Source organism: Lentilactobacillus diolivorans DSM 14421 (genome assembly GCF_001434255.1).
GTDB lineage: Bacteria > Bacillota > Bacilli > Lactobacillales > Lactobacillaceae > Lentilactobacillus > Lentilactobacillus diolivorans.
Genome location: NZ_AZEY01000098.1, coordinates 49,582 through 69,632, shown reverse-complemented (window position 1 = coordinate 69,632; position 20,051 = coordinate 49,582). Strand labels below are relative to the sequence as shown.

The 20,051-nt window shown below is 40.7% G+C and carries 18 protein-coding genes and 1 pseudogene; 13 read left to right on the top strand and 6 right to left on the bottom strand.

The genetic code is table 11. From position 1 onward, the window contains the following. Nucleotides 1-64: 64 nt before the first annotated feature. Entirely contained in the window at nt 65-1,399 is a 1,335-nt protein-coding gene (locus tag FC85_RS12155) for an MFS transporter (protein WP_057865806.1), read from the top strand. A gap of 147 nt (nt 1,400-1,546) precedes the next feature. On the opposite strand, the gene FC85_RS12150 is transcribed toward FC85_RS12155, so the two are convergent. Both FC85_RS12150 and FC85_RS12140 read right to left on the bottom strand, forming a co-directional pair. Further along, a complete protein-coding gene (locus tag FC85_RS12150) occupies nt 1,547-1,927 on the bottom strand; it encodes a hypothetical protein (RefSeq protein WP_225427572.1) in 381 nt (126 codons plus the stop codon). A gap of 446 nt (nt 1,928-2,373) precedes the next feature. Continuing rightward, the gene (locus FC85_RS12140) at nt 2,374-2,811 is read right to left on the bottom strand and encodes a hypothetical protein (protein ID WP_057865804.1); all 438 of its coding nucleotides are present in this window, start codon (nt 2,809-2,811) and stop codon (nt 2,374-2,376) included. A 197-nt stretch (nt 2,812-3,008) separates the two neighbouring features. On the opposite strand from FC85_RS12140, the gene FC85_RS12135 reads away from it, so the two are divergent. Then, nucleotides 3,009-3,488, top strand: a complete 480-nt coding sequence (locus FC85_RS12135) for a Dps family protein (RefSeq protein ID WP_057865803.1) — start codon at nt 3,009-3,011, stop codon at nt 3,486-3,488. Between the two features lie 107 nt (nt 3,489-3,595). On the opposite strand, the gene FC85_RS12130 is transcribed toward FC85_RS12135, so the two are convergent. Further along, on the bottom strand, nt 3,596-3,925 hold the full coding sequence (locus tag FC85_RS12130) for a hypothetical protein (protein ID WP_057865802.1): 330 nt from the start codon (nt 3,923-3,925) through the stop codon (nt 3,596-3,598). Nucleotides 3,926-4,109: 184 nt separating this feature from the next. Here FC85_RS12130 and FC85_RS12125 point away from each other — a divergent pair, with 184 nt between their 5' ends. From FC85_RS12125 to FC85_RS12100, 5 genes and pseudogenes are all read left to right on the top strand, one after another. Then, nucleotides 4,110-5,027, top strand: a complete 918-nt coding sequence (locus FC85_RS12125; RefSeq protein ID WP_057865801.1) for an aldo/keto reductase — start codon at nt 4,110-4,112, stop codon at nt 5,025-5,027. 652 nt (nt 5,028-5,679) lie between these two features. Continuing rightward, nucleotides 5,680-7,411 (top strand): annotated as a pseudogene (locus FC85_RS12115) (ABC transporter ATP-binding protein). Next, a complete protein-coding gene (locus FC85_RS12110; RefSeq protein ID WP_057865799.1) occupies nt 7,411-9,300 on the top strand; it encodes an ABC transporter ATP-binding protein in 1,890 nt (629 codons plus the stop codon). The pseudogene FC85_RS12115 and the gene FC85_RS12110 overlap by 1 nt, the downstream one beginning before the upstream one ends. Nucleotides 9,301-9,309: 9 nt before the next feature. Then, nucleotides 9,310-10,266: a hypothetical protein gene (locus FC85_RS12105; RefSeq protein ID WP_057865798.1), complete on the top strand. Its 957-nt coding sequence runs from the start codon at nt 9,310-9,312 to the stop codon at nt 10,264-10,266. A 186-nt stretch (nt 10,267-10,452) separates the two neighbouring features. After that, entirely contained in the window at nt 10,453-11,136 is a 684-nt protein-coding gene (locus tag FC85_RS12100) for a GTP pyrophosphokinase (RefSeq protein ID WP_057865797.1), read from the top strand. A 228-nt stretch (nt 11,137-11,364) separates the two neighbouring features. Here FC85_RS12100 and FC85_RS12095 read toward each other — a convergent pair whose 3' ends face one another. Further along, on the bottom strand, nt 11,365-12,558 hold the full coding sequence (locus tag FC85_RS12095; protein ID WP_057865796.1) for an oxidoreductase: 1,194 nt from the start codon (nt 12,556-12,558) through the stop codon (nt 11,365-11,367). Between the two features lie 183 nt (nt 12,559-12,741). On the opposite strand from FC85_RS12095, the gene FC85_RS12090 reads away from it, so the two are divergent. Both FC85_RS12090 and FC85_RS12085 read left to right on the top strand, forming a co-directional pair. After that, nucleotides 12,742-13,227: a hypothetical protein gene (locus FC85_RS12090; protein ID WP_057865795.1), complete on the top strand. Its 486-nt coding sequence runs from the start codon at nt 12,742-12,744 to the stop codon at nt 13,225-13,227. After that, entirely contained in the window at nt 13,224-13,973 is a 750-nt protein-coding gene (locus FC85_RS12085; RefSeq protein ID WP_057865794.1) for an exodeoxyribonuclease III, read from the top strand. Before FC85_RS12090 ends, FC85_RS12085 begins: the two co-directional genes overlap by 4 nt. Before the next feature lie 368 nt (nt 13,974-14,341). On the opposite strand, the gene FC85_RS12080 is transcribed toward FC85_RS12085, so the two are convergent. Continuing rightward, on the bottom strand, nt 14,342-15,265 hold the full coding sequence (locus FC85_RS12080) for a nucleoside hydrolase (RefSeq protein ID WP_057865793.1): 924 nt from the start codon (nt 15,263-15,265) through the stop codon (nt 14,342-14,344). A gap of 180 nt (nt 15,266-15,445) precedes the next feature. Here FC85_RS12080 and FC85_RS12075 point away from each other — a divergent pair, with 180 nt between their 5' ends. The 4 genes from FC85_RS12075 to FC85_RS12060 all read left to right on the top strand — a co-directional run bounded on the left by FC85_RS12075 (nt 15,446) and on the right by FC85_RS12060 (nt 19,251). After that, nucleotides 15,446-16,333, top strand: a complete 888-nt coding sequence (locus FC85_RS12075; protein WP_057865792.1) for a hypothetical protein — start codon at nt 15,446-15,448, stop codon at nt 16,331-16,333. Nucleotides 16,334-16,345: 12 nt separating this feature from the next. Beyond that, nucleotides 16,346-16,819 carry a hypothetical protein gene (locus FC85_RS12070; RefSeq protein WP_057865791.1) on the top strand — a complete coding sequence of 158 codons (474 nt, stop codon included), beginning with the start codon at nt 16,346-16,348 and terminating at the stop codon, nt 16,817-16,819. Nucleotides 16,820-16,923: 104 nt separating this feature from the next. Continuing rightward, nucleotides 16,924-18,360 carry a hypothetical protein gene (locus FC85_RS12065; protein ID WP_057865790.1) on the top strand — a complete coding sequence of 479 codons (1,437 nt, stop codon included), beginning with the start codon at nt 16,924-16,926 and terminating at the stop codon, nt 18,358-18,360. Nucleotides 18,361-18,411: 51 nt separating this feature from the next. Next, nucleotides 18,412-19,251, top strand: coding sequence for an aminoglycoside 6-adenylyltransferase (locus tag FC85_RS12060; protein ID WP_057865789.1), 840 nt, complete (start codon nt 18,412-18,414; stop codon nt 19,249-19,251). On the opposite strand, the gene FC85_RS12055 is transcribed toward FC85_RS12060, so the two are convergent. Continuing rightward, nucleotides 19,248-20,009, bottom strand: coding sequence for a flavodoxin family protein (locus tag FC85_RS12055; RefSeq protein WP_057865788.1), 762 nt, complete (start codon nt 20,007-20,009; stop codon nt 19,248-19,250). The two genes, FC85_RS12060 and FC85_RS12055, sit on opposite strands and share 4 nt — an antisense overlap. Nucleotides 20,010-20,051 lie beyond the last annotated feature (42 nt).

The window sequence follows — 20,051 nt, the reverse complement described above, 5'->3', positions numbered from 1 at the left end:
TGAATCTAATTAGATATGTTCACATCATAATGTCCGTTTCGATCGCCACAGGGAGGTAGCTAACATGCAATCGTTAAGTCAAAAACGAATTACGAGCAATATTATTAAAGGATCTTTAGGTAACATGATTGAATGGTTTGATTGGTATATTTATGCATCATTTGCAATCTATTTTGCAAATTCTTTCTTTCCAGATGGTGATCAGACGGTTGAATTATTGAGTACCGCCGCCGTTTTCGCAGTCGGTTTCTTGATGCGACCATTTGGTAGTTTCATCATGGGGAAGTATGCTGACCAGCATGGGCGCCGCTCCGCCTTAACGTTATCAGTCAGTATCATGGCCGGTGGTTCTTTACTGATTGCTTTGATTCCGACTTATGGAATGGTGGGCATCTTTTCACCAATTTTATTAATTCTGATTCGTTTGGTCCAGGGTCTTTCACTGGGCGGCGAATATGGGATTTCTGCAACTTATTTGTCTGAAATGGCAACGGCCAACCGACGTGGCTACTACGCTTCCTTTCAATATGTCACATTGATTAGTGGCCAGCTTCTGGCATTGGTCGTTCAAATCGTCTTGCAACTTGTTTTCACCGACGCACAACTTCGCGCGTTTGGTTGGCGAATTCCGTTTGCCATCGGTGCGGTCGGTGCGCTGATCGTCTTGTACCTGCGACTTTCAATGGATGAAACAAATCAATTTAAAAGCACAGCGAAAAAGACTTCTGCTCGTGGCACACTGCGTGAATTGGCAAAGTACCCTAATCAAGTATTAACGGTTATGGGACTAACCTTTGGTGGTACCATTGCCTTCTATACGTATACAACCTATATGCAGAAATACATGATTAATTCATTAGGATTAGCACCCAAGCTGGTTACCATGATTAATTTCTTGGCACTGCTGATCTTTATGTCAGTTCAACCATTATTTGGCCATATTTCCGATAAAATCGGTCGTAAACCATTGCTCTACTGGTTCGGGATTGGCGGTACGCTATTGACGGTTCCAATTTTCATGGGCTTACAATTCTTCGACAGCCCAATTGCAGCGTTCCTGCTTATGTTGGGTGGCCTCTTAATCGTTAGTGGTTACACGTCAATCAATGCAATTGTTAAGGCCGAATTATTTCCAACTGAAATCCGGGCTTTGGGAGTGGGCTTTCCTTACGGCTTAACCGTGGCAATCTTTGGCGGCACCGTTGAGTACGTGGCCCTTTGGTTAAAGCACATCGGTCACGAAGATTGGTTCTTCTATTACGTTTCAGCAGCTGCCTTTGTCAGCTTCCTGGTTTATGTCCGAATGTTGGAAACATCTAAACATTCAGCGTTGAATGATACCACTACCGAAGAGACTAAAGCTACTGGTGAAACCGAACCAGAGGAACATGTGATGTAGCTAAAAGTATCCACTAAAAATAAACGTGGTAAACATCCTGACTAGATTTATTGGATGTTTACCACGTTTATTTTTAAGTGTCTAAAATTCAGCCGTTAATTTATAAAGAACGATGTGAAAGATATTAATTGAACACCTTTGTATTCTTCAAAATCTTGTTGGTTTATCAAGCCAATACTTAATTGTATAACAATAGGTCCACCGATCCTTTCCAACCTTGTAGTAGTAAGTAAAAGTTGGTGTTTTATGACCATGTCTTAGGATTATTTTTCTGAAATTATACTTAACATTGAGGGTTTTATCACGATTCTTATACCTGATGATCATTGTTCGACTTTTCTTTGAATAAACATACTGTGTATATCGATTACTTTTAAAATAATCATTCTTATACCCAGCTTCAAAATTTCCCCAGCCACTGGGACTATATTTTAATACCTTTCGCCTGCTTGCATAACCCAAAACACCTTCATTAAAGTGTCGCCAACTTGCTTCCACGTTAGTATTAACTTGGGTGAAAAACAACATTCCAAAAACTACTGCTATTACCAGCGAAAGATATATATTAAACCACTTTTTTATAACCGTTGCTGACATCCCCCGTGAAATCTTTGTTTACACCCCTGGAGTTATACTTATATTATAGTTATCCTCACTAATTTGGGAAGGAAGAAATCAAATGGATAATAAGAAATTGGCTAAACTAATAAGCAATCTTTCTTGGTGCAGTGTAATCTTAGTTATAATACTTGCTTGGTTTACTGTTAGGAGAAATCAAATTTTATTCTGGGGAATAATTTCCTTTGCGTTATTTATTTCGATTTTCTTTTCACCGGGATACTCTCTAAACAAGTTAGTAATAAATCGTGTAAAACATCGAAAGTAAAAATAATTATCACCCCAAACACAAATCCACTATATATTAGCCAATACAGTCTATCACTAGTACTATATTGACCAATGTATCTATCTTTCTAAAAACGAATAGGATGAATCATCCAAAACTTTACAGTGTACAAATAGCTATACTTTTCTTGTCCAAGTTTGTAATAATACTTAATAATTGGCTCTTTATAGCCGTGTGTAAAAATTAACTTACGATAATTATATTCTGACATGAGGCGCTTTGATTTATTAACATATCTAATAAGCATCACTCGAGTCTTCCTACTATACTTGTACTGCGTTGCTTTATTATCCTTGAAATACACTTTTTGATCATAGTCATCATACTGTCCCCAATTTGCTCCAGCATATTTTAGTATTCGCTGCCTTTTTGCAACTCCAAATATATTTGAACTATACTTATGCCATGTGCTAGCATATGCAGAATCTGTATAAGACCATTGACATATACCTATTATTAAAAACATCACAACAAGAAATAATACACTGGTTAAAACCTTCTTCATCGATCTTCGCACTCCCTTCACTAATCATATTTGTGCCAGTAATAGTTTTTATAACTTGAAGTTCCAATTATCCTTGAATGTTTTCTGTTCAAATACTTATCAGTAAAGCAAATCACTTCACTTGCTATCCACCAGGGAGAACCGATACACTAGTAATGTAAGCGAATTCGTTTATAACAGTATAGGAGGCTATTTAAATGGCAGAACAATACGATTTTCCAAAGACTCGTGCTCAGTTGAATCAGTTGGTCGCAGATTTAAGCCAATTACAGGTTAATATTCAGCAAACCCACTGGTATATGCGTGGCGAGAATTTCTTTAGACTACATCCCTTAATGGACGATTATAATGATCAGCTGGCTGACCAACTTGATCAAGCTGCCGAGCGGCTCATTGCCATCAACGGTTCCCCTTTTTCAACCACCCATGAGTTCATTGATAACACCGGCCTGCCCGATGATAAGGTCACTTGGGATCAATTAACCATGCGTGATTTTATGCAACGGTTGTCCGATCAATTCAAATATTTGCGCGATCAATATCAAAAGGGTATCGAAATCACTGACGCTGAGAAAGACTTTCCAACTCAGGATATGTTAAACGGCTTCAAGGACGAAACTGATAAGAATATTTGGATGATCAATGCTTACCTGGGAAAAGGGCCGTACGATGAATAACTAAATTTATGGATATGAAGCCACCGAAGGAACTTAACGTGGCTTCATTTTTATTTATCGTATTTAACCATGGAAAACCAACCAGATACAGGCTTAATAAGGGCAGATCACTTTAAAATATCCGGTTGCGCGGTTGCAAAATACAGAAAAGTAGCGTGATGAATCCGGTACATATTAACGTAAAAGCTACCATCTACTGAAAGATATTGATCTTTGGTAGAAATATCATAAACCGTTGCATTAATATAGCAACCTTCATCTTTATCGTGATAGGGACGGCAGGTCAGTGCCACCATCGGATGACCATCAACCAAAGCTCTGAGTCGAACTGCCCCCTGAGGCGATAATGATAGTGATAGGACCGCCAAGATCAAAATCCCAACAAGAATTCCTAACGACCATAACCACTTCTTCAATTTACCTTTTCTAGAGTTCACTGCTGCTTCACTTCCCTTCCCGTTACTTATTCTATATCTGTTATGCCATACTATTTAACGATTCGCAATCTCATTAACCATAACTGTAAGGTAATTCTTAACCACTAAATTATTTTTTTCTTAATTGACATCTCTGCTAAAATGACCTTAGTTACACTTATTAAAAATAAGGAGGAATTTCTCAATGGCAGAATCAGTTAAAATTGGCAAAAGTGATGTCACAACCACCCCACTTGGTCTGGGAACTAACAAAGTTGGTGGTCACAATTTGTTTGATGGCTTAAAAGATGAGAACGGTAAACAAGTTGTTAAAGCAGCCTTAGATAGCGGCATCTCGTTACTTGACACTGCGTATATGTACGGACTTGGTCGTTCCGAGGAAATTATTGGCGAAGTAACTCAAAACTATGATCGTTCAAAATTTGTGATTGCTTCAAAGGCTGCCCAGGATCCCAATAATCACTTAGAGCCCAATAACGATCCGGCATTTTTGAAAAAATCGGTTGACGATGCGTTAAATCGTCTGCAAACTGACTATATCGATATTTTCTACATTCATTTTCCAGATGATAAAACACCTAAAGCCGAAGCCGTCGCCGCTTTAGCCGAGGAAAAGAAGGCTGGTAAGATTAAGGCGATTGGTGTTTCCAACTTTTCCTTGGACCAAATCAGAGAAGCTAACGCTGATGGCCAAGTCGATATTGTTGAAGACAATTACAGCCTAACTCATCGACATGCTGAAAAAGCATTATTCCCATACTTAAAGCAAAACCAGATTTCATTTGTCCCATACTTTCCACTTGCTTCAGGCTTGTTGACCGGTAAATATACCCAAGGCGACCAAGGGAAGTTCAGCCAATTTTCCGCCGATCAATATACCAAGATCATGAAGGCCCTTGATCAAGTGAAGCAAATTGCCGACAAACACTCAGCCACAGTTGCTCAAGCAATTCTTGCCTGGTACATCGCCGACCCAGACATTAGTGTTGTCATTCCCGGCGCTCGAATTGCTGATCAAGTTAAAAGTAACGTCAAGGCCTTAGATGTTCAATTAAGCAAAGCTGAATTTGAACAAATCGACAGCTTATTTTCAGAATTCTAATATTGAATCAGAAACTAAACATTCGCCCATCAGTTGCAGATTGGTTGCGACTAATGGGCGTTTTTTTACGGAAAAATGAGCCTCATTGAATTAGGATAAATATTGGTTATATTAGGTGCCTGTTTTCTAGATTCGTGCCAACTTCCTCAAGGTTACTAAGTTCAAATAAGTGTATCGCCGTAGTTTTTGGCCATATGAATCCCTTAATTACTTGTTCATGCCAGCAATCATCAATATTACCTAGTTTAAACATGCGAAAAGCCGCAGCTTCCGGGGATATAAAATTACTTGGCTGCCCATTCTTTACAGAAGTCACCAATTTACCGAGCCTAAACGTGCGAAAAGCCGCAACTTCCGGCCATATAAAATTACTTGGTTGCCCATTCTTTACAAAAGTCACCAATTTTACCGAGCCTAAACGTGCGAAAAGCCGCAGCTTCCGGCCATATAAGAGCCTTACCCCAATATCCCAGGTTCGGGGATATTGGGGTAAGGCTCTTATATTCTGGAAGCTAAACGCGGCTTTTCGCACTCTTTGTACCAAAATGATTTTCTTTTTCCCATTTTGGTAGTAAACTAGCTTATTGTTTAACAAATTTTCTTCATTATAGGGTTTCTAAAAATGAAGGAAAATCGAAAGGAGCTTTCTGCATTGCTAAAAATTGCTAAGGGCCGAATATCCTATCTCGCAGTCCTCGGGGCTGTCTTTTTTATGGCCATTCAAGTGACTGCCAATTTAACCTTGCCCAGTTTAACTTCCAACATTGTTAATAACGGGGTTGCCACCGGTGACATTGGCTACATTTGGAAAATCGGGATTCAAATGGTTGGCTTTTCTCTGATCAGCATTGCCGCGGCGATCTGCAACGTTTTTCTCGCTGCCCGAACCTCTCAGATGCTTGGGAAAAATTTGCGAACCGACATTTACCACAAGGTCATCAATTTCTCAAATGATGAATATGATCAGATCGAAACGTCTTCTTTGATCACTCGAACTACCAATGACGTGGTCCAAATTCAAAACGTTGGGATCATCATGTTACGAATGATGTTAATGGCACCGATCATGCTGATTGGTGCGAGCTTTCTGGCCTACAACAAGGATCATCAATTAACAACTGTCTTCCTGGTTGTCCTACCAATTATGGCGCTCTTTATCGGTTTTCTACTTTACTTTGCCGTTCCCATGTTTCGGGCAATGCAGACAAAGACTGATAGAATCAACCGGATTTTTCGTGAGGGTTTAACTGGTGTTCGAGTCATCCGAGCCTTCCGACAAGATCAGTTTGAACAGGATCGATTTGAAGATGCCAACCAAGACTATACCAAAAATGCCATTAACGTCAACGTTTTAATGGCGCTTGCCTTTCCGGTCATGACCATGATTATGAGCGGGACCAATATCGCCATTATCTGGTTCGGGGCAAAATTAATTGGCACCCAATCAATGCAGGTTGGTAACTTAATTGCCTTTATGACTTACGCCATGCAGATTCTAATGAGCTTTATGATGATGTCAATGGTCTTTGTTTTCATTCCCAGAGCTCAAGCATCCGCTAAACGAATTCAAGAAGTCTTAAACTTACATTCCGCACTTAAAGTGGCTGATACCCCTGAGAAAATCAATCCTGATGCCACAACCCACACCCTTTCTTTTGATCATGTCACGTATCGATATCGAAAAGCTGAAATGCCCGCGCTAAACGATATTGATTTTCAAGCAAAAAGTGGCCAGACAGTTGCCATTATCGGTGGGACGGGGTCTGGAAAAACATCATTAATCAACCTGATTCCCCGTTTTTACGACGTTGAAGATGGTGCTATCAAATTGGATAACACCAACGTTGCTGATATGTCATTAGATCAACTTCGAAAAGCCGTTTCTCTGGTTCCCCAAAAAGCAACTCTATTCACCGGAACATGACAACATGAGATACGGAAAAGATGACGCCACAGATGATGAGATCTGGCACGCTTTAGAGTTAGCCCGCGCCAAGGACTTTGTTGCCGAAGATCCAGAAGGGTTGGATTTACACGTTGAACAAGGCGGCGGCAACTTCTCAGGCGGCCAGCGGCAACGACTGGCGATTGCCAGAGCATTGGTCAAACAAGCGATCGTTTATATTTTTGATGATTCTTTCTCAGCCCTTGATTTTAAAACTGATGCTGAACTACGGGGTGAATTGCGAAACGATCCCCATATTCAAAAAAGTATCACCATTATCGTTGCCCAGCGAATTGCAACCGTTGCTGATGCCGACCTCATCCTTGTCCTGGATAATGGGAAATTAGTTGGTAAAGGTACTCACGACGAATTACGAAAGACTAACAAAGTTTATCAAGAAATCATCAAATCTCAAATCAGGAAGGAGGCTGACAAATAATGGCAGAAGATAAATCTGAAAACCAGTCAACAGCTGGCCCAGGTGGTCGTCGGGGAGGTCCTGGTGGTTATCAAGGTGTCGTTGAAAAGCCAAAGAATTTCTGGGGCACGACTGCCCGTCTCATGCACTATATGTCAGACCGAATTGTTGGCTTAATCTTAGTCCTGATTTTTGCAATTACCAGTGTGATCTTCCAAATTCGAACCCCTAAAATACTTGGGCAGGCAACGACCGAAATTTATAAGGGAGTTATGAAGGGAACTGCCGAACAAAAGGCTGGTTTCAACATTGGTAATTTACCCATTAATTTCGACAAAATTGTCCACATTATCATCGTGGTTGCCATCATGTACTTAGCTGCCGCTATCTTCAGTTATCTGCAGCAATTCATCATGACCCTGATCTCTCAGCGAACCGTTTATCGTTTGCGTCGTCAAATGAAACAGAAAATGCGGGTTGTGCCAATTAGATACTACGACACTCATAGTAACGGTGACATTATGAGCCGAGCAGTTAATGATATGGATAATATAGCCAGCACGCTTCAGCAAAGTCTGACCCAAGCGGTAACCAGTTTTGTGACTTTTATTGGAACCCTTTGGATGATGTTTTCGATTAGTTGGAAATTAACCTTAATTGCCTTTGTGACTATCCCGCTGAGCTTAATTGTTGTGGGAATTGTTGCTCCCAAATCACAAAGGTTCTTTGCGGCCCAGCAAAAAAGTCTTGGCCTGTTAAACAATCAAGTGGAAGAAAACTATGCCGGCCAGCAAGTGCTCAAGAGCTTCCGTAAAGAAGCCGATACGATCGAGAAGTTTGAAGATCAAAACGATAAATATTATCAAGCCGCTTGGAAGGCCCAGTTCATTTCGGGCATTATCATGCCGCTTATGATCTTCATGAATAACATTGGTTATGTGTTTGTAGCCGTAATTGGTGGTATTCAGGTGGCTAACGGAACGGTAACACTGGGAAATGTTCAAGCCTTTCTGCAATACACCAATCAATTTTCACAACCTATTTCTCAATTGGCAAACCTCATGAACACGATTCAATCAACAATTGCCTCTGCTGAACGGGTCTTTGAAGTGATTGACGAAGAAGAAATGAAGAACACCAAGGCCAATCGTGAAGTCAAAGAAACCGATGACGTTATTTCATTGGAACACGTTCAATTTGGCTATGAGGATCAAGATTTATTAATGACCGATTATAACTTAACGGTTAAACCTGGTCAGCAGGTTGCCATTGTTGGCCCAACCGGAGCGGGTAAAACAACCATCATTAATTTATTGGAACGTTTCTATGATGTAAAAGGTGGTGCCATTCGCTTAAAGGGTGTTGATACCAGAGACATTGACCGTGAAGATCTCCGATCACATTTTGCCATGGTTTTACAAGATACTTGGCTGTTTACCGGAACAATTTACGATAATATTAAGTATGGCCGTGAAAAGGCCACCCACGATGATATTATCGAAGCCGCCAAGGCCGCCCACGTAGACGAATTTGTCAGAAAATTGCCCAACGGTTACGACACCGTTTTAAACGAGGCCGCCTCCAATATTTCTCAAGGTCAACGTCAGTTAGTCACAATTGCCAGAGCCTTTGTGGCTGATCCGGAAATTTTGATTCTTGATGAAGCCACCAGCTCAGTTGATACGCGAACCGAAGTTCAAATTCAGCACGCCATGAGCGAACTACTGAAGAATCGGACCAGTTTTGTTGTGGCGCACCGATTATCAACCATTCAAAACGCTGACAACATCATTGTGATGAATAACGGTTCGGTGGTTGAAACTGGTACCCATAATGAACTACTGGCTAAAAATGGATTCTACGCTGATCTTTACAACAGTCAATTCTCAGACAATGTCTCGTTTAGTTAGGAGGACACCGTGAAAAAATTAATTAGGATTGCTTCGATCGTTGCCCTACTTCTTTTGGGCTTGGCTGGTTGTGGTCGACCGACTTTATCGGTAAAAAGCCACCAGCTCAAGCCTGATGGTCTGGCAGCCATCATCAAGGGACAGAGCAGCCACAAACAAATTAGTTATCGGATTAACAACGGCTCGGCAAAAACCGAATCAACCAACAACGGTAGCTTCGCGCTGACGATTCCAGCAACCACCCAATCACAACGGGTCGTCTTATCAGCTGGTGGTGTCAAACAAACAGTTAAAGTTGGCAAAGTAAATTCCCTAACAACTTATCCAAAACTGCAACGCGCCTATAATCAAGCAACGATTGCGACCGCCCTTTCAAAAGCTGATCAAAAAAGAGCTGCTGCCTTGCAAACTCAAGGCACCAAGCTGAAACGCGAGCAAGTTGCGATTCAGCAGGCAGTTGCCGTGGCTAGAAAAAAGTTGGCCAAGGGTGATACTTCTGCGGCCGCAACTTTGCAAGCTCAAGCTAAAAAGGCTGCTGCCTTAAAACAGCAGGCCACTGCGATGAAGCAAACTCAGCAGATGGTTGAAGCAGCGATGAAGGATGCTAAATCCAAAGTTGCCAATCAATTATTACCCACAAAGTCCAAAGACGGTATTCATAATTTAGTGACCACTAAAGACGTCACCATCCGAATGAATCAAGATCGTCAACAGGTAACCGGAATCGCAATGCTGGTACCGGTTGCCGCGATGAAAGACAAAGTCCGGGCTAAGAACTTTGGCCTCTCGTTCTCTATTTTAGCCAACAGCGTTGGTGCTGACGCAAAACAGATTATGAAAGATTTCCAAAAGCAGGCCAAATCAAAGAAAACCACTAAAACAACCACCAAGGCACTCCATTCAAATGGTGTTGACTTTAGAATTGGTTATTCAACAACCACGTTATATATTTATATCACCAAGTAAGTGACCCATCCTGATTTAACTAAAAACCTCCTTTGGCTCATGATTTTGATACTCTTTCAAAATCCATGAGTCAAAGGAGGTTTTTACTAAGAACTCATAACTATTTTTGGGAAAATCACTTACTCTGCTAAAATAAAGTTATCCTAATAGTATTGACAAAACACTAACCACCAAAGGAGTCTCTTTATGATATTAGAGCGAAATAATTTTTTAAACGTCAAACAAATTGAGCAGCAATTAAAACAATCACAGCAGAAAAGTAGAATTGATGATTTTAAAGCGCTAGTCAAAATTTTCCAATTGTGCCATTCCGGGGCCAACGAGATTGGAACCAAGCTGGAAAATCTGGATGATGAGTATTCAATGAATTATGATCATAATCCAATTCACCACATGGAAGAACGAATGAAATCAATTGGTAGTCTAATCGGTAAATTAGATCGCAAAGGGCTTGATCTGACCATTGAAAATGTCCGGAATCATATTTATGACATTGCCGGAATCCGGGTCATTACCAACTACATCGATGATATTTATCGAATTGAGGAAGCCCTAATTGATCAATCCGATGTTACTCTAATTAGGCGAAAAGACTATATTAAGAATCCCAAACCCAGTGGTTATCGTAGCCTACACATTGTTGTTTCGATACCGGTTTTTCAGTCAACTGGTGTTGAAGACGTCCCCGTGGAAGTTCAGATTCGGACAATCGGGATGGATATGTGGGCCAGCTTGGAGCACAAGCTGCGCTATAAAACCAATGTCGATCCTAAAAAAGTTAAAGAGCACACTGGTAATCTCCAGAAATACGCCACCGAATTGTATGATATTGAGAGTCGCATGCAAGAGATTTTCAAAGACCTGCAATAAACAAACAACAGCACCGGTTAATGGGAGGGGACCCGTCAACCGGTGCTGTTGTTTGTTTTGTATACTTATGTCAATAGTTGGACATTTGTCTAATACCTACACTTATAATAACTTAGTGGCAGCCAAGATTCAAGTGATAACCACTTCGGTTTGTCTATAAATAGACAAATTAATAATTTCGAAAAGATAGGTCTTCAAACGTCCACCGCATTCCAACTCAGACTGTTCTCACACCTTTCTTCTGGGCACCAGCCCCTTTGGTCCGTGCAACGCCACACTGGCAGCCAACGCCCGCCATCCGTTTGAATAAACCTGAGGTTGCTTATTCTCGGCAAGCCGTTTCGCCTGTTCTTCACAATAGCTGGTCACCATTGCTGACATCAATTTGGCATCGAGATGTTTATTTCCAGTTGTTAATGGTAGGTCAAATGCACGGTACTGATCGTTTAAAACTTGGTTTGGTAAGTCCGGAATCACCAGCATTGGCGTACAAATACCAATTAAAGCCGCATCGTTTCGGCCAAGTGCTTCCTCCATCGTTGACACCCGACGAAAACCACCACTTAGCACAATTGGAACATTAACCAATTGATTCAGCATGTGGGCATAACCTGAAAAGCCCAATTCCGAATTCTCATAATTATCTCCTGCTATCTCAATCAAATCAATTCCCAGAGCAGCCATCTTTTTCGCTACCTGAATTGAATCTGCTTCTGAAAAACCATCCAGATCTAAATCAGTAACGCTCAATTTTAGAGAAATTGCAAATTGCGGCCCGCAACTTTCACGAATACCCTCATAAATTTCAACCAAAAAGTGCATCCGGTTTTCCAATGACCCACCATATTCATCCGTTCGACGATTGTCCTTACGTGAGAGAAACTGATTAACCAGGTAACCAAACGCACCGTGAATTTGAACGCCCGTAAATCCGGCGGACTGCGCAATCTCGGCCGCCCGCACAAATTTTGCAACTAATTCTTTAACTTCAGCCGTTCGCAATTCCCGCGGCTGATTAAATGCATGGTGATTCTGACCACTAATCGGAATGGCACTCGGTGCAACCGGCTGTTCTGAAAAAATTCGTGGTGATTGTTTTCCAGGATGATTTAATTGCAGCCAAAGCTGGGTATTATTTTGAGTGCCCGCCTCCGCCCACTTTTTTAAAATTGGCAAGCTGCGGTCGTCTTCAATCACAACATTTCCTGGCTCGGCCATCGCATGATGATCAACCATCACATTGCCGGTCACAACGATACCAGCACCACCGTTCGCCCATTTTCGATATAAGTTAACGTGAAGCGCGTTGGGCTGATGATCGTTGTCCGCAAAAGTTTCGCTCATCGCCGACTTAAAGAAGCGGTTTTTAACCGTCATCCCACAGGGCAACGTTAACGATTTTCCAACTTGTAAATAACTCATCTAAAAGGCACCTCCATTTTAAATGATGACCAAATTAACGTTAAGTTTGATTCAATTTTAGCTGGAAGAGTCACTTTCAACAACTCCCCTTTTAATGTTTCACGTGAAACAAAGCTTGGAAAAGTAGCACAATCCACCCTGTTGCGGTAAATTAGACGTAGATGAGTTTTCGGGAGGGATTTAATGACTGACACCACAAGAAAGCAAACACCCATTGCTAAAGTTTATGAAGCTCTGAGTGCAATCGCAGATAATCGGATCACAATGCGGGACACAGACGCATTGGTAACCTCATCAAACTACTCAAAACGCTACACCGTCAGGATTTCAGACGATTTGTATTCATCCAATGACAACGCGACTTATTGGCAGCACTATGCCGGCTACCCAATTGTCGCAGTCCTCATTAAGCAGGGTAAACTTGTCCTTCCAAATCATTCAAAGGAATTATTAGCCGCATTTAAGGATATTAATTGGAAAAAGTTGAATTTAGCGCATAAAAACAACTACGACCAAGCGGTAAGTGATTTTTTGAATCGTAGTGCCCAACCTGATCAAATCAAACAGTTGGTCCAAGTCATCTTTGATCAACTCAACCAGCTCCCCTTTAGTGTTAAAGGGAATCGCGCGAAATTAATAAAACTAGTAAAAGAGGATTCGAGTAAATGAAATTAATTGCATGGAATGTTAATGGCTTACGAGCCGCGATTAGACACGACTTTATGACAACGTTCAAAAATTTAGACGCTGATATCTTTTGTATTGGCGAGACCAAGCTTCAACCCGGACAAATTAAAGTCGATCTTCCCGGCTACCACCAGTATTGGAATTACGCTGACAAAAAGGGGTACTCCGGAACCGCTATTTTCACGAAACAAGAACCCCTTCATGTTACCAACGGGCTTGGCGTCGATGAACTTGATCATGAAGGCCGAACCATTACATTGGAATACGATAACTACTACGTCATTGTCAGCTATACGCCAAATTCGCAGCCAAAGTTAAAGCGACTAGCCTTTAAACGCGCGTATAACCGAGCCTTTTTAAATTATATCAACCAGCTTAAAACAAACAAATCGGTTATCTTTTGTGGTGACTTGAATGTTGCTCACCAACCCATTGATTTAAAAAATGACGCAACCAACCACCATAACCCCGGTTTCTCGGATGAAGAACGTGAAGACTTCACGGAATTATTAAATAACGGCTTCATTGACACTTTCAGATTTCTACATCCCGACGAAGTCAAATATTCATGGTGGAGTTATCGCTCCCATGCAAGAGAACACAACGCGGGCTGGCGGATTGACTATTTTGTCGTTTCAAATGATTTGAAGGATCAAATTAAATCAGCTGATATCTTAACCGATATTTATGGGTCGGATCATTGTCCGGTGATGTTGGAATTAAAGTAAAGTGGGACGAAAGGCGGTTAACTTCCAGAGTGTAGTCGGGTTAGCTTAATATTCCGGGTTTGAATATTGAGCTAACCCGACTATACGGCCGGAAGTTGCCTTTCTTCCCACGTCTCCACTCGGTAATTATTGTGATTAGACTAGAAGAATTCGGTCCAAATGATATTTTGTTCAAGCCAATTAAAATATTCATCTTCCGGGAGCTGCTTGCTAAACCACGTTTCAGATTAGTAGCAACCAAGACACACACCGGTCAAACAATTTGTATCTATCACAAAAAGAATGAATCGAAGCCACTTAAGCCAAAAGACACTCCGTTTCACTCTTTTCAATAATTTCAGATTTAACGACTCAAACCTTAAAAAACGCTATTTTGTTAACAGGTCATCCAATTTATCAAAGAACTTATCAGCCTTGACTTTAGTTACCAAATTAATTGGGCGGCCATCAGCCGTTTCAAAGGTTCGACCGGCACCTTCGCCGGAAACAATCACGTCACCGCGAATATCTTTTGTTTCAACAATCTCTGGATACTGGCTGGCAACCGTTGTCAAAACATCCCACAAATAATACGTGGAGTTTGCTTCATATGATGATACCAATGCATAGCCTTGACCAATCAAATCCATCATCGGATAACGTCGCAAGTCGGCCCAGTGCTGTTGAACATCGGCATTCAATGGAACTTGATTGGTACTTTCCAAACCAACCATTTGAATATCAATTTTGGCATCAAAAACGGTTTTAACCGCTTCGGCATCCCAATAAGCATTCCATTCAGCAGTGCCATCATGTTTGGGCTCAATGACGTTTCCAGTCGTTCGCATGGTCCCACCCATCCAATATAATCGTTCAATATGATCAACGATGCTTGGATCAACTTCCAGCGCGCGAGCTAGATCTGTCAATGGCCCGGTCATTACCAATACCGTTTTTTCAGGTTCCTGTTTTAATTTTTCAATCATATCAAGGTGAGCCGGTTTATCAGCCTGAGGCGCTAATTCAGGATCACCTTCATTTAAAATCGGAAAGGCATCGAATGAAAATGAACTTAAGCGCCATTCTTTAGGAAATTGGTGAACGGCACGTGAGTTTGAAGCAGCCACCCGAACCTTCGAATCATGCCCAAATTTCGCAATGATTTTCTGGGAAGCCGGTACTGATCCCTCAATAAAACCATCTGCATCGATAACACCCACACCAGTTAAATGAACGTCCGGCATTTGTAACAGAAGCAACAGTGATACTAAATCGTCAACATTGCCATCATGATCAAAATAAACGTTTTGCAAGCTAAACACCCCTAATTAGTTTAACTTGATGATACCTGAATAAGGGCGCGGCGTCCATTAGATTAAGAATCAGGTCGCACAGTAAAGATTGATGTGGTATCCTCTTGACAAAGAAATGACTATTGAAACTTATTTAATACGTCAAATCCCCTCACATCTTTGATTTAACGGAGAACGTCTATGAAAAACAATCAAACAAATTCGATTATTAAACTCGTTACAAAAACTTCTACCAATGATCTGCGTCAGTTTATTATCCACCGATGCCAGTTAGATACCGATTTTTATAAAGACTTCACAGCTCAATTCGGTGAACTGAATACGGACTATGAGCTTGCTAAAACAAAAGAAGAAATCGGATCAATACTGAATAATACTGAATTAAATAATTTTATTTCCGATAAAGAATGTCAAGTAATTTGCAACAAGCTGTGGCCGATTATAGACAAATATCGACATCGTTTGAAACAAGGTTACCATCAGCATGCATTAAATGGGTTTCTTCTTATTTATCAGGCAGGTGGTAGCATGTTAACAACAGCATTTGATGATTCAAACTCTCTAGACTATCTTTTTTCAATGGTAGACAACGCGCTTGTCGAATTTAGTGATACAGTTTTAAATAAGTCCGAAGACAAAAAGATCGATTATACTCGTCAAATCATTAAAACGTTTAACGGCCAAAAATTTAATGACTGGTATGAGTATTGTTTTAATGCTCTGGCCAGTATGCTACCAATAATTACAGATAAATCATTCGATGTTATTCAAAAGACTACCAAATACTCATCGGTTCATAATTCAGACCCCAACAGTTACTATGTCAGCAAAAGTTGCATTTTAAACACGAAAATTCTCCTCCAACTTAATCACTTGCAACAAGCAAAAGCATACATGGAAAAACACATTCAAATTAACGACATTCGCAAAATGCGTATTGATTTGGCAATTGAAGAAAAAGATTTCGAATTAGCCGCACAATACTGCCTTGACGCTGATGACTCTAAAAGAAACGATTCTTGGAAAAACTACCTCATCAAAATATATAAAATGACCAACCAACGATAAAAGCTCCAAGACATGTTTGAAAAAAGGCTTTTGGATAACCACGATCTATCTGCATATCAATCGCTAAAAAAGCTCATCACAGAGGATGGCTCTTGGAAAAAGAAATATCCGAAATTACTAAAGAAATGCGAAAATCGACTCACACCATGGGAATATTCATCCATCTTGGATAATGAACATGAAATTGATAAATTAATGACATTAATCAGAATCAAGCCACGTATCTTAGATGTCGCCTTTGCCCGGTCACTTTACCCAAGATATCCTGGTGAAATTAGCAGCTTATATTATCATGTTGTTGTCCTTAATAAACCCGAAACTAATCGAAATGGTTATCGTCGACTTGCTAATAAGATTCGTGAATATGCTGATTTTGGCAGCATTGATCTAGCGAAGGCTTGGATTAATAAGCTCATTATGATGTATCCCAGAAGACGAGCCATGATTGAAGAGTTATCAGTTGTTTTGAATGAATTTTTGCGTTAACTTTAACTCAAACTGTAGCATCTGCATTCCGTTATCCCGGCACAACTAAATCTGTTTACTATGTGATATTGAACTTAGAGAAAGTCTAAAAAGAGGCATTCACAATGGATAAAAAACAGCAAACAGCGTTAACACAATTCGTTTCTCAGTTGTCAAAAAAACAGTTACAAGATTTTGCAGTCAGTGCCGCTCAGATCACACCTTCCTTATACTATGAGTTGACCGCGCAATCGGGAAAACTAGACTTTAAAGCAGAATTTAACGATATCAAACAGACAATTAAAACAACGATCAAAAAGCATGTTAATGATGAAGGCCTTTGGAGCAACAGTACTGTTATTGTTGTTAACGAGTTGCTGCTTGCTGACCTGCAACGCTTTACACGACGCGGCCAACAAGGTTACTATGCTTACGCTTTTCACGGAATCCTTTTCGTTTTGCTGAATGCGGGAAAAATTCAATCAACTATCCTTCCATTTGATGACACCTTTAAAACCACGATTAATACGGCACTTAAGAAATTAACCGCTTTGGTTCAACAAATTAAAGATCAGGTTAACGCCTCCACCAAACAAAACATGATTCAGGAAACACTGAAGATATTCAATCGTAAAATTTGGGATGGAAAAGAAAAGACCCGTTACAAAATTATCAGCAGTATTATCCCATTAATTCCAGAATCGATGTTAACAATCGTCACCCAAACAATGACGAATTCAATCGCTAGAATCAGTGATGGTGGTTATGACGGTTATATCGGAAACGATCTTCCTGATGCCCAAGCAATGGAAATAATTATTAAAGCCCGACTAAAACACCATTTCGGAAGAATTGATCAAGCAAGAGCACTTCTTGACAAAAATTTGGATGATTCAAACGTCCGTTTAGAACGCGTTAAGTTCGCTCTGAATGATAAAGATTATCAACTCGCGGCAAAGCTATGCCAAGAGGGTGACTGGCGTAACATGTCATGGAAAGATATTTGGCAAAAACAACTCATTCAAATTTATTCAACAACTCATCAAGATCAAGATCTGGAGAAAATTCTTAGAAGACGGCTATTAACCAATAACACGGATGCTTATCAACCATTAAAACAGCTTTACATTAGACAAAACAAATGGCAAAGGATCCGCTCCGATCTACTGAAAGATTGCCAACAACAACTAACAACCGAAAATAACGCATTCGTTCTTAACATCGAACACGAATACGCTAAACTATTAGCCGTCATTGCCGATACCAGTTATTTAATTTATCAATATACACCTGTCCTCTACCAGCAATTTCCTGAAGAAATAAGCCAATCTTATTACGACTATTTAATTATTAACGATCATTATGCCAACAAAGCGGCCTATAAACGGGTCGGAGACAAACTTATCTATTTTGCAAAAGTTGCCAATCCCCATCAAGCCTTAACTTGGATTAGCTGGCTGCAAAAGAAGTATCCATACCGATCAGCTATGCAAGAGCAACTCATGAGCACCCGGGATAACATTCAAGAAATAATCGAAGAAGCTAAACAAACCCCAAGTTAACTTCCGGCAAGTATCCCAATTAATCAATCAACCTTAAAAGAGATGATCGTAATGCATCCAACCCTCACTAAATTAATTCAATATGCCAAAGATCACGATTTCATCGAAGCCGTTGGTACGGAAGGCTCAATTAATAACGCCAAGATTCACAGTGACCCTTGGCAGGATATTGATGTCACTTACTTTTCCACGGATCTACAACGGTTTCGTTTTCAGGACTGGTGGCCAAAGTTTGGGACGCCCACGATTTGGCAGCACTTTGCCAACAACCATTTATTCGGCAAGGCAACCAAGCCATGGAACACTTACCTGGTCCGGTTTGACCATCACCAGCGCATTGACTTAAAGATCGCCCCTCTTTCCGACTTGCCAACCTATTTAAGAGCCGACTCGCTCAACACCATCGTTTGGCGGCGGGGTCAGCAGGTAACACCGAGGCAAACCAGTGCCAAAACTCACTTTATCGGTATTCCAACCCAATCGGATTTTGAAAATTCCCTTAATGAATTTTATTGGACAGCCGGAAATGTCGTCAAGGGCCTGGCCCGCCATAACCTCATTTATGCCAATGAAACCAACAATCAAACGGTTCGACCCCAATTACTGAAAATATTGGCTTGGCGCGTTTCAATCAAAAGAAAAGGCCAGTTTGACGCGGGCGCTAATTATAAATTCTTAGCGAACTGCTTATCAAACCAGCAACAAATTGACCTTTTTAAAACTTATCGCCAAGACACCTTGGCTCAAACCAAAGCGAGTCTCTTGGATGAGATCCAGTTAATGAGGGTAACCCTTAGTTCCTTATCAACCCTAAAAGCATTACAAATTCCAGCCTATGTTTCACAAGCTGAATCTCAGCTTCTCTCGTGGTTGCAGGAATTACCAGATTAACGCCGACGATGTTTCACGACTGTAAAGAAATGAAGAATAAATCCCAACAGCACATAAAAAATAACGACAAATGAAAGATAGCTTAACCAAAAGTGTTCCGTTGGCAGCATTTTCAACCCAACTTGAATGCCCATCGTTAATAATGCCATAAATGCAATCATAAAGAATAATTCGATATACCGTTTCAATGTACTGTCATCTCGCTTCTTCACTGAATTCAGACGCTGTCCCCATTTGAGGCAGGTCTGTTTTTTATTTTCCGGTAATGCCTTCATCCCGTAAGTATTGGTTAAAACCAGTTCATGTAGTTTAATCACTCCTGCCGCGGACATCACTTTATCGATCGTTCGAAATGACTGATCGGTGACTCCGGTTACCCAATTTTCGAACGCGCCGGTATAACAATCCGTGATACTGACGTAATGCTTATCAGCAAACCGGTCAGGGTGAGTGCCACCGAGATGATCAATTCGGACCAATCGCTCACGCATACAGTCAAAAAAGTCCTTCATTTTACCGGCCAAACCACCCCAATAAGTCGGTGCCGCGATAACCCATACATCACTATCAAGCATTTTTTGTTCTAATTCATCCAATACTGAATCATGTTGATCCCCTTGATCCGGCTTAAATGAATAATCTTCTAAATAGATCGTTTCAGTTTCATTGGGTGCTTTGACACCCGCTAAAACCGTTTCAAGCATTTTCTCAGTAATCCCGTTTCGACGATGGGCACCAAGAATTCCCAAAACTTTCAAAAGCCAATCCCCCCTGATTGAAAATTGATTTCATTTAAACTA

Excerpts from the sequence above, each read along its gene's own strand:
- FC85_RS12110 (WP_057865799.1), top strand. The coding sequence starts at position 7,411 with ATGGCAGAAGATAAATCTGAAAACCAGTCAACAGCTGGCCCAGGTGGT.
- FC85_RS12070 (WP_057865791.1), top strand. The coding sequence starts at position 16,346 with ATGTTTGAAAAAAGGCTTTTGGATAACCACGATCTATCTGCATATCAA.
- FC85_RS12060 (WP_057865789.1), top strand. The coding sequence starts at position 18,412 with ATGCATCCAACCCTCACTAAATTAATTCAATATGCCAAAGATCACGAT.
- FC85_RS12075 (WP_057865792.1), top strand. The coding sequence starts at position 15,446 with ATGAAAAACAATCAAACAAATTCGATTATTAAACTCGTTACAAAAACT.
- FC85_RS12150 (WP_225427572.1), bottom strand. The coding sequence starts at position 1,927 with ATGTTGTTTTTCACCCAAGTTAATACTAACGTGGAAGCAAGTTGGCGA.
- FC85_RS12085 (WP_057865794.1), top strand. The coding sequence starts at position 13,224 with ATGAAATTAATTGCATGGAATGTTAATGGCTTACGAGCCGCGATTAGA.
- FC85_RS12155 (WP_057865806.1), top strand. The coding sequence starts at position 65 with ATGCAATCGTTAAGTCAAAAACGAATTACGAGCAATATTATTAAAGGA.
- FC85_RS12135 (WP_057865803.1), top strand. The coding sequence starts at position 3,009 with ATGGCAGAACAATACGATTTTCCAAAGACTCGTGCTCAGTTGAATCAG.
- FC85_RS12125 (WP_057865801.1), top strand. The coding sequence starts at position 4,110 with ATGGCAGAATCAGTTAAAATTGGCAAAAGTGATGTCACAACCACCCCA.
- FC85_RS12090 (WP_057865795.1), top strand. The coding sequence starts at position 12,742 with ATGACTGACACCACAAGAAAGCAAACACCCATTGCTAAAGTTTATGAA.
- FC85_RS12140 (WP_057865804.1), bottom strand. The coding sequence starts at position 2,811 with ATGAAGAAGGTTTTAACCAGTGTATTATTTCTTGTTGTGATGTTTTTA.
- FC85_RS12100 (WP_057865797.1), top strand. The coding sequence starts at position 10,453 with ATGATATTAGAGCGAAATAATTTTTTAAACGTCAAACAAATTGAGCAG.
- FC85_RS12095 (WP_057865796.1), bottom strand. The coding sequence starts at position 12,558 with ATGAGTTATTTACAAGTTGGAAAATCGTTAACGTTGCCCTGTGGGATG.
- FC85_RS12065 (WP_057865790.1), top strand. The coding sequence starts at position 16,924 with ATGGATAAAAAACAGCAAACAGCGTTAACACAATTCGTTTCTCAGTTG.